General features: G+C 32.2%; 5 protein-coding genes. 1 reads left to right on the top strand and 4 read right to left on the bottom strand.

Translation table 11 applies throughout. From position 1 onward, the window contains the following. Positions 1 to 253 precede the first annotated feature (253 nt). From EM932_RS20525 to EM932_RS20510, 4 genes are all read right to left on the bottom strand, one after another. Positions 254 to 3,547 (bottom strand): T9SS type B sorting domain-containing protein, encoded by a 3,294-nt coding sequence (locus EM932_RS20525; protein WP_246041173.1) that lies wholly within the window; start codon positions 3,545 to 3,547, stop codon positions 254 to 256. Positions 3,548 to 4,130: 583 nt separating this feature from the next. Next, on the bottom strand, positions 4,131 to 4,946 hold the full coding sequence (locus tag EM932_RS20520; RefSeq protein ID WP_135879082.1) for a sugar phosphate isomerase/epimerase family protein: 816 nt from the start codon (positions 4,944 to 4,946) through the stop codon (positions 4,131 to 4,133). Further along, positions 4,946 to 5,851, bottom strand: a complete 906-nt coding sequence (locus tag EM932_RS20515) for a phytanoyl-CoA dioxygenase family protein (RefSeq protein ID WP_135879081.1) — start codon at positions 5,849 to 5,851, stop codon at positions 4,946 to 4,948. The genes EM932_RS20520 and EM932_RS20515 overlap by 1 nt, the downstream gene beginning before the upstream one ends. A gap of 9 nt (positions 5,852 to 5,860) precedes the next feature. Continuing rightward, complete coding sequence (locus EM932_RS20510; RefSeq protein WP_135879080.1) at positions 5,861 to 6,832, bottom strand: GntR family transcriptional regulator; 972 nt, start codon at positions 6,830 to 6,832, stop codon at positions 5,861 to 5,863. A 68-nt stretch (positions 6,833 to 6,900) separates the two neighbouring features. Between EM932_RS20510 and EM932_RS20505 the strand changes: the two genes are divergently transcribed. Continuing rightward, positions 6,901 to 8,253, top strand: coding sequence for a sugar porter family MFS transporter (locus EM932_RS20505; protein ID WP_135879079.1), 1,353 nt, complete (start codon positions 6,901 to 6,903; stop codon positions 8,251 to 8,253). The last annotated feature ends 614 nt before the right edge of the window (positions 8,254 to 8,867 follow it).

Below are 8,867 nucleotides of genomic sequence, written 5' to 3'. Positions count from 1 at the left end.
ATCAAAATGGGTAATCAATAGCTCTGGCAAGAGAACTTTCAGTAGGTCAATATATGGATCCAATCTTCTTTTTTTTACAAAAATATCATTCTACTTTGAATTCACACACAACTTTTGGGATTGATCCCTTTTTGTGTTTTTCTCTATAAAAGAGTGTATTCTTATTTATTTCATGAAATTATTTAAATAATTGATTTTTAAAGACTTGTATTGTTGATGAAAATCGAGAGACCTCGGTGGGGCTACATGATATTTACCTTTTAAGTGTGAAATGCCCCTTAAATAATCGGCCATCGTCCAGTTTTACAGTAAACCAATAATCATCTGAAGGCATTTTTTCACCACGACACATACCATCCCAACCAATACTATTAGAAGTGATTTGCTTTAGCAGTTTTCCATACCTATCATAGATAAATATTTTTGCATTAGGATCATTTGCAAGACCTCTTACCTGCCAATAATCGTTATAATTATCGCCATTTGGTGTGAAAAATTTGGGACAATCTATTAAAGTAAGCTGTTGCAAATCTTTTCCACAACCTAACTTATCTCTAACCGAAACTGTATAAATGCCTCCCGAGACATTTTGAAATTCATTACTTTTTTGGTAATTAATACCATCAATCGAGTATTCAAAATCACCATCACCAGAAGCATTAATAATGATGAAGTTATTATCTGATAAATCCTGATAATCTATACTTGTAATAGTTGGCAAGATAGAACGTATCAATTCAAAATCGTAAGTATTTTGGCAAATAATCCCATTTTCTACCTTACCAATAGTAAGTTTATAAGCCCCAGCTTCAATCAAACTTACTTCGTTTGTATTTGAGAGAATACTGCCATCTTCATATTGCCATTCCCAGAAATCCATGGCCTCGTTAATGACAAGTGGCAGCTCCTGCTCTAAATTACATAGAAAATAATTTTCCTCTATAGGAATTTGGGGTAAAGCATTTACCCTAAGTTTGAAACTAATTTGTGAAAAACATACAGGGCTGAACACATTTTCCACCCTAACATGTATTATTTGAGCCCAGGCCTGTGTATTTTGAAAACTGGCATCTATCAGAGAAGTAATATGATTTCCCGATTCATCATAATAAAATACATTTAAATTAACCTGACTTCCAATAATTTCGTTTTCTATAGCACTTAAATCAAATGTTGAGAATCCACCACCTTCATCACAGACATAGATATCATCCGGGGTATTGATTTTGGGCTTATTAGATGTTTTTAAAACCATTGTTGTTTCTATATAACAATTGGTCTGTGTATTTGTAACTCTTACAGTAATCGTTTCTTTGTTAGGGATTTTGTTGGTATAAGGATTTGGAAATGGGTAAGGCAATAGATTACCATCACTATCATAATAACTGACTTCCATACCTGTTTGCCCACCTAAAACATTATTCTCTACATTTGAGGTGTCAAAATATCTTGAAATACCATCTCCATTATCATCACAGCCCATTAATTCGGTTAAAGTATGAGCTATGGGCAACGGGTTCACAATAAGTTTAAAGGTAGTTTCATTATAACATTTAGTATTAGGGTTGGTTACTCTTACAGTAATTATTTCCTCATTAAACTCTATATTATCAATTGATTCGGGCAAAGGGTTTGCTATTTGTTGGCCGTTTTCATGAAAAAACTCTACTGTAAGACTTGGGTTGTCCGTTATAACTTCATCTTGTATAGGTGTTAAATTAAAAGAAGTGATACCATCATAGTCGTTGTCACAATTTTCAATATCCTGAATACTTGAAATATTAGGAAGCGGATTAGCTATTAAATCGAAAGATGTTTCTGAATAGCAACAGAGATTATCTTTATGAGCTACTCTTACAATTATTGTTTCTCTATCCTTAACGGTATTTGAAAATGGACTAGGTAAGACATTATATTGATTACCGTTGCCATTTATAAATGTTACAATCTTATCCGTTTGACCTCCTAAAACTTGATTATATATACCTAAAACATCAAAAGAGGAAGAAAAACCAGAGTCAAAACTATCTTCACAAGCATAGATATTATCAATCCCATAAGCCGTTGGCGGCTCTTTAACGTCAATGGTTTCGGTTAAAACTTCAACGCTATTATCATTACCTGTTACTGTTGCCGTAATGGTATAAGTTCCATCGGCAGAAAAATCATGAAAAGGGGATAAATCTGTAGAAGTGTTATCTATTCCAGAAGCAGGGTCACCAAAATTCCAAATAACAGAAGCAACATTTGTCTTATTCTCTAAACTAAACTCTTTTAAAAACTCGGAGCAAATGTTTGAAATGCTCATTTCGAAATTGTTGGTAATGTGATTTACATTTCCTGTTACGTTTATATAAAAGTTTGCATTAGGTCTACCAAAATCATCTGTTGAGACATACTCGTTAGGATCAAAATAAGTACCCCCCGCTACATTAGTACATCCTCGCTGCCATGACACATCATTATCTTGAGATGAACCAGCAATAAAAGCCACTCCGTCACCGTATACAATTCCTTTATGAACTTCAACTAAAATCCTTTCAACATCTGCCGGTATTATTATTGGATTATCAAACTCTACTTCAATGATTTGTGAAGTACGATCAATATTAGGAGATAGTTGTTGATACTGACTACTTCCAATCAAATCTGTTTCAGAAAATGAAGCAGGAAAATTATTATCAATTTTATAGATGTTGAAACTAATTTCAGGTAACCACCCTGTTTTATTAATTCCAACTTGACCAGAATTAATCACAAACTCTTCATTTGTTGAAATCCCAAAATCTTCTAATGTAAATGCTCTTGCCCAATAAATATATGAAGATGTACATGAGTGAATATTAGTTTCAATTATATCATCACAAACATTATGGGACAATCTAGTTCTAGTTCCTGAACTTTGTATACTAACTGTCTCACCAGTTACATTAATGTAAAAGTTTGCATTAGACACAGGGTTTACTAAATCTGTAGTAGGGGTTAAACTATAGTTTTCATCACAACCCTCATACCATGAAACACCAGTATCTTCTAATGTTCCTGCAATAAAAACTTCCGCAGATTCTGGGTTATAAAAGTCTTCAATCTTTTTTACTGTTACCAAAATTCTATCTACACCAGCGGGTACAATAATAGGTTCATCAAAGTCAACTCGTACAATTTCTGGTGAACCGTTAATCACTGGTGCTTGACCAATACCACGACTTCCAAGTAATGTTCTAGGATATAAAGAATGAAAAAAAGTTGGAAAATCTTCATCAATACTAAATACATTAAATTGCAAAAATGCTCCACTATTAGATTTACTAAATGCAACCTCTCCTGAATTAATAGCAAACTGTTGACTTGGTAAAATACCAAAATCGGAAAGTTTAAATACACGAGACCAACCTTCATCCCTTTCACAAGAAAACATGTCTGTTTCAATAGGTGCAGTTCCAACATTATGAGTCAAAGTTATTTGAGCATTTATATATTGAAAAAACAGAATGATTAGAGGTAGAGTTGTTTTTTTAAATATAATTTTAAAGTTAGTTGTTATCATTCTTCTTAATGAAATTTTCAGCGTTTTAATAATAATCTTTCATAAATGCAGTATTTAGATTGTCTGTTGTGGCCGTTATTGATTAATTTTTGTTTTACCCTTCTATTTATATTTAGCGCTCATGAAAAAGCAGTAAGTTGAGTATCTTTAAAGTTCGTTAAAACCATTAACATGCGGAAACTCAAATTACTGCCGCCCCTAATTTATATATAGGAATCGACATACACAAATGAAGCTAAAAATTCATTGCTCTATTGATTTATTTAATGAGGACTTGCAACAAAAATTAATTAGAGAATTTCTAAAATTTTCTTAACTAAAGGTGAAAGCGAATTTCTCAATTGATGCTCAAACCTTTATACATCTATAGTGCTTCATATCACTTTTAGAACATAGAAATAATTCATTCAAAATTCCATATTACTGTATATTACTACATAACACTCTATTTAATAGTAGAACAAGTGGGACCACTTTTATAAATTGTAAAGCCTAAACTATATTTTAGTTTGGGCTTTTTTTGTGGGTTGAAGTTAAACAACTATTGTTTTTACTAGATTAATATCATATAGGTGATTTAATCCTATTCTTTATAACGTGCTTTCAAAAGGTTTTTCATATATAAGTTAATATCCCATTGCGAAGAAATAGGTAGACCTGTAAAAGGCATCATGACCATGTAAGGGAAAGGTCCAAACTCTGGACTAATAGTTATATATGGTGCATTCTGACTCCTCTTTAATTCAATAATACGATCCCACCAAGATATATGTGCATCTAAAGTTATTTGCCATTCGGGAGTACGAGGGTCTGGGATTTGAGGACCTTCAGCAAACCCAACACGAGCATGGATATGGTCTGTATTTGCTATGGCTTTCTCAATATTTTTAGGTTGATCTTCTAATAATGACTCTGAAACATTACACCAGTGTGAAAAGTCTGCAGTAATTCTAATCCAAGGATTTTTTTCTAAATATTCTCTGGTGATGTGAGCAGCAAAACTAAACTTGCCTCGGTGTGTTTCATGAACTACTTTTACTCTGGTTTCTTCACTTATTCTTTGAGCTAAATGAATAAATTCCATATTTTGCTCATACGTATAATGATCTTTTCCAGTCTGAATATTTACAAACAAAGGTTGAATAGAACATGCATTACGAAGGTGTTCCTCATAAGTTTTGATAGAAGTACTGAAGTTTCCTTCGATCACACCTCCCCATAAAGCAATAATTTCTAGATTTAATTGTTTTGCTGTTTTGACAATTAAATCCTTATCATTTTTATCATAAGGAAGAATAATTTCTGTACCATCGTAACCTGCCTCCTTAATTTTATGTAAAAAAGTAGTATAGTCTAAATGTTCGGATCCCCAATAAGGACAGAAAAATTTAATATGCATTATTTTTTGGTTTTTAGATTTTTACGAAACTCATCGGTGTTAAAGTTTATAACGTCAGGTCTCACAAATGGTTTAGAGAGGTTTTGAGTCCCCTTATATTCATAAGGATCTTTTCCTGCTACTATAAAAATATCTCTAAAATCTTGTGTAGGCTCTTGTCTTCCATCTTGATCCCATGGTAACATGGATTCTGCGCTACAGTAATGTGATACTAAAGCTCTTCTAAAACGATTTGAGGAATTATTACGTAAAGACATATGTAATAAGTATCCGTTAAAAATGATGATACTCCCTAATTTAACTTCTACTTTCACAAAGTCTTTTTCGTTATATGACCCAATATCTAAAGTAGTAGTATCTGCAAATTCTTCATTCGTGTTTTCTATTCGTTTTTTTATGATACCATCTTTATGTGACCCTGGAATGACCCATAGACACCCATTTTCCAAATCGGCATCTTCTAAAGCAATCCATACCCCTGTTAAAGAACGATCTCTAGTTGGTATAAAAAACTCATCTTGATGCCAAGCCTGTCCTTTTTTACCAGGTCCTTTAATAAATAACATGGTCTGTAGGCATTTTACATTAAGGCTCACTAATGCAGAAAGATAGTTTGCTACTTTAGAATCTGAAGCTGCTTCTTTCATTAAAGGAGATATTTTATGAGGAAAATGTATCGCCGCATATTTTCTTAAAATAGCTTCTTCTGATAAATTTTCTTCTAAATCTACAGCGCCATCAATCTTTCCTCGTTTGCCACCTACTATAGCTGTTGCTTCTGCTTTTAATTTTGTAATGGTTTCTTCATTAAATGCGTTAGAAGCTGTTAAATACCCATATTTATTATAAAAATGAATATTTTCAATAGACAAAGCTTCTTTTATTTCGGCATGTTCTGTGTTCATAATTTTATTTTAAATTGATTTTCTTATTGTTATACTCGATTTATTATGGATATAAATTGATTTTTTGTTTTCTAAATTTTCAATTAAAGCTTCCCCCATAGCATTAAAATCAGTCGATAACGTAGTGATGCCATTAGCAATTACCGATTTTAAACGAGTTTCATTATAGGATACAATTCCAATATCCTTGCCTAACTCCCAATTGTTTTCAGTACACTTCTCTACCATGTCGGCGAGGTCATTATCATCAATAACTAAGAAAGCATCACCTTTTTTCATAGTATTAGTATTAGATAAAATATGATGAGTTAAGCCTAACTCTTTACAAACTTTTGTAAAGCCTGATTTTAACTCCTGAGGGTGGTATGAAGGTTCGGGAAATATAAATACAAACCGAGTGTAATTTTGTAATCTGTTTTTTATTTGACGTAAGCTATTTACGATATCTTCAAAATATTCTTGTCCTATAAAATTATGATCCATATCGAGTTCGTCATGCCTATCGATAAGGATCAGTTTCTTTTCAGGTATTTTTTTCAAAGCACTTTCTACTTCAGGTGCATTAGGAAAGGGGCTTATAACATAATGAGTAAACTTTCCTATAGAATCATTTACTAAATTGTGAAAAAGAGACGGGTTATAGTGATGAAAAAATATTTGATATTCCCCTTTAATATCTACTAGGCCATTTACTATGGCATTTACTAAAACTTGCTTATATGATGATAGCTCATCTAGTAATAAAAAAAGATTAACTTGAATTAAAGGGTTCGATTTTGCTACAAAATATCCTTTTCCATGTATTGCTGTAATGACCCCACGTGCTAATAGGTCTTTATAAGACCGCACACTTGTATCTCTGGAAACCTTATATGTTTTGCATAATTCTGATAAAGATGGAAGCTGATTTCCTACCACAAGTGTTTTGTCTGTCAACTGGTTTTCTATATCTCTAACAATATGTTTTACTTTAGTGGTCATTTCAACTGGTGTGAACTGATACGAATATATTTTTTTATATTTGAATTTCAAAAATTATTTTCTAATAAATGAATATAAAATATATTATCTCAATAAGTTCAGTTACTGCATTAGGTGGATTTTTATTTGGTTTTGATACAGCTGTGATCTCAGGAGCCAATCTTTACATTCAATCCTATTTCGAATTAGATGATTTGGCCTTTGGCTTTGTGGTAAGTAGTATGTTAATTGGATGTGCCTTGGGAGCATTAGGTTCAGGAACTCCAAGCTCGCTTTTTGGAAGAAAAAAATTATTATTGTTAACAGCTATTTTATTTGCTATTTCTGCAGTAGGTAGTGGATTAGCAACCACTACAATAGGATTTATAATTTATAGGGTTATAGGCGGATTAGGAGTAGGTGCAGCTTCTATGCTTGCGCCCTTATATATAGCAGAAGTGAGTCCTGCAAAAATTAGAGGTAAAATGGTATCGTTAAATCAATTGGCAATTGTATTAGGGGTAACCGTTGCATTTTTCTCTAACTATTTTTTGAGCTCGTTATCAGAAACAGTGAGTTGGCGTTGGATGCTGGGAGTTGAGGTAATTCCTGCTATTATATTTTTTATACTCTTATTTTTTGTGCCCGAAAGCCCTAGATGGTTAATAAGTAAAGGAAAGCTAGAAATGTCACAACGCATATTGACAAAAATAAATGGGAAAGAGCAGGCAGCTTTAATAGAAGCAGAGATTGAATCTAGCTTGAAGGAAGAGTTAAAAACAAAGAGGTCTGTTTTATCATCTTATAGACAGTTGTTTAAACCTGCATTTAAAAAGGCGACCATTGCTGTTATCATTTTAGCCTCGTTGCAGCAATTAACAGGGATCAATATCATCATGTATTATGCCCCTAATATTTTCGAGAATATAGGGATTGGAAAATCCGTAGCTATTTTTCAATCAATTAGTATTGGTTTTTGTATGTCTCTTTTTACAATTATAGCGATGTTTCTGGTCGATAAAATAGGAAGGAAAAAATTACTGAAATGGGGCTCATTAGGTATGGCTCTATCTCTATTTATTTTAGGAATAGCATTCTCTTTTGATTTAAAAAACACGTATTTTATTCTCTTCTTGATCTTGAGTTTTATTGCGTTCTTCTCACTTTCGGCAGGTCCAATTATTTGGGTACTGATAAGTGAGATGCTTCCTAACGAGATTAGAAGTGCTGGAATTAGTATCGCTACTTTTTTTCTATGGATAACAAACTATTTGGTGTCTCTTACTTTTCCTGTGTTGTTAAACACTTTTAAAGGAAGGCTTAGTGGAATTACTTTTAGTGTTTATGGAATTTTCTGTTTATTGTTATTTTATTATGCTATTAAGTACTTATTAGAAACGAAAGGAAAAACGTTGGAAGAGATCAAAGACCTTATTAAATAACGGTAAAACTTCTATTAATTTTTGATACTCGAAGTTTTCTATTTTTGTTCAAAATAATAAAATGTACAGCTTTATTAATCACAATTTTTTTGATGACTTTAGCTTCTTCATTGTTAAAATAACTCCAATCGTTTTATATTTAAGAGGTCCCGTTTTATCGCCAAATAAAACCTAACCTTTTGAGGCATCACAGCGAATCGTTTCAACTCCAGCACCATTACAAATAAGAGTAGTTTATAAAATTAAAGTATAGGCTTTCTTTAATAGTATTTGAAAAATGAATATTGGTATGTTGATTATCTACTAAACTAAATAAAGTGGTGTTTTCTATTTCTTCTATTTGTTGACAATGGATATTATAGGAGACATAGAAGCGATTAGTGTGCCTCCTTATATTATTTTTATCTTTTATTGAAAATTGTTTTAAACACGGTATGAAAGATAATAACCCCGATCGGGTATAATATGTTCGCTACCGCTAGTTTAAAACCTTAAATCCGTAAGTCTATAATAAAAAATAACCGCAAATGCTTATAAATAAAAGGTTTGCGGTTTTTAGTATTTTCACCTAAATTGGTGTTGCTATAAAACACTGGTATGAAAATATTAAAATC

It is taken from the genome of Flavivirga rizhaonensis (genome assembly GCF_004791695.1).
GTDB lineage: Bacteria > Bacteroidota > Bacteroidia > Flavobacteriales > Flavobacteriaceae > Flavivirga > Flavivirga rizhaonensis.
Note: the sequence above shows the minus strand (reverse complement) of the source record. Positions and strands in the feature narration are given on the sequence as shown.

Excerpts from the sequence above, each read along its gene's own strand:
- EM932_RS20515 (WP_135879081.1), bottom strand. The coding sequence starts at position 5,851 with ATGAACACAGAACATGCCGAAATAAAAGAAGCTTTGTCTATTGAAAAT.
- EM932_RS20510 (WP_135879080.1), bottom strand. The coding sequence starts at position 6,832 with ATGACCACTAAAGTAAAACATATTGTTAGAGATATAGAAAACCAGTTG.
- EM932_RS20505 (WP_135879079.1), top strand. The coding sequence starts at position 6,901 with ATGAATATAAAATATATTATCTCAATAAGTTCAGTTACTGCATTAGGT.
- EM932_RS20525 (WP_246041173.1), bottom strand. The coding sequence starts at position 3,547 with ATGATAACAACTAACTTTAAAATTATATTTAAAAAAACAACTCTACCT.
- EM932_RS20520 (WP_135879082.1), bottom strand. The coding sequence starts at position 4,946 with ATGCATATTAAATTTTTCTGTCCTTATTGGGGATCCGAACATTTAGAC.